The organism is Neisseria sp. P0021.S006 (assembly GCF_051956895.1).
Window position 1 is genome coordinate 1 of record NZ_JBQCWZ010000434.1, and the last position, 1,177, is coordinate 1,177.

At 53.1% G+C, this 1,177-nt stretch carries 1 pseudogene; it reads left to right on the top strand.

The window, feature by feature from the left end:
* Window positions 1-136: 136 nt before the first annotated feature.
* Window positions 137-1,177: pseudogene (locus tag ACTHUM_RS14785) on the top strand (class I tRNA ligase family protein); the annotation flags it as partial.

Sequence of the window (1,177 nt, forward strand, 5' to 3'; positions counted from 1 at the left end):
TTTCAAGGCCGTCTGAAATTGTGCTTTTCCGACATCCAAACATTCAGACGGCCTTTGTCAAACCGACAGGCCCGACAACCTGCTATAATCCCATCTTTATTTTTTCCAACGTTTTCAAGCGAAAAACAGAATGACCATGCAAGAACATTACCAACCCGCCGCCATCGAGCCTGCGGCGCAGAAAAAATGGGACGACGAGCGTATTTTCAACGTCTCCGAAGACGCTTCCAAACCCAAATACTACTGCCTGTCCATGTTCCCCTACCCCAGCGGCAAGCTGCACATGGGGCATGTACGCAACTACACCATCGGCGACGTATTGAGCCGCTTCAAACTCTTAAACGGCTTCAACGTCATGCAGCCTATGGGTTGGGACGCGTTCGGTATGCCTGCGGAAAATGCGGCGATGAAAAACAACGTCGCCCCTGCCGCATGGACTTACGACAACATCGAATACATGAAAACCCAGCTTAAAAGCCTGGGTTTTGCGATTGACTGGGAACGCGAAGTCGCCACCTGCAAACCCGAATACTACCGCTGGGAACAATGGCTGTTTACCAAGCTGTTTGAAAAAGGCATCGTCTATCGCAAAAACGGCACGGTGAACTGGGATCCGGTCGACCAAACCGTCCTTGCCAACGAGCAAGTCATCGACGGACGCGGTTGGCGCTCCGGCGCGTTGATCGAAAAACGCGAAATCCCAATGTATTACTTCAAAATCACGGATTACGCCGAAGAGCTGCTCAATGATTTGGACAAGCTGGAACACTGGCCTGAACAAGTCAAAACCATGCAGCGCAACTGGATCGGCAAATCTCGCGGCATGACCGTGCGCTTCGCCGTTTCAGACGACAGCAAACAAGGCTTGGAAGGCGATTACGCGAAATTCCTGCAAGTTTATACTACCCGTCCTGACACGCTGATGGGCGCGACTTATGTTGCCGTTGCCGCCGAGCATCCGCTGGCAACCGCCGCCGCAGCCGACAAACCTGAATTGCAAGAATTTATCGCCGAATGCAAAGCCGGCTCGGTTGCCGAAGCCGATATGGCGACGATGTAGAAAAAAGGCGTGCCGACCGGCCGCTACGTCGTCAACCCGCTCAACGGCGACAAGCTGGAAGTGTGGATTGCCAACTATGTATTGTTGGGCTACGGCGACGGCGCAGTGATGGCTGTT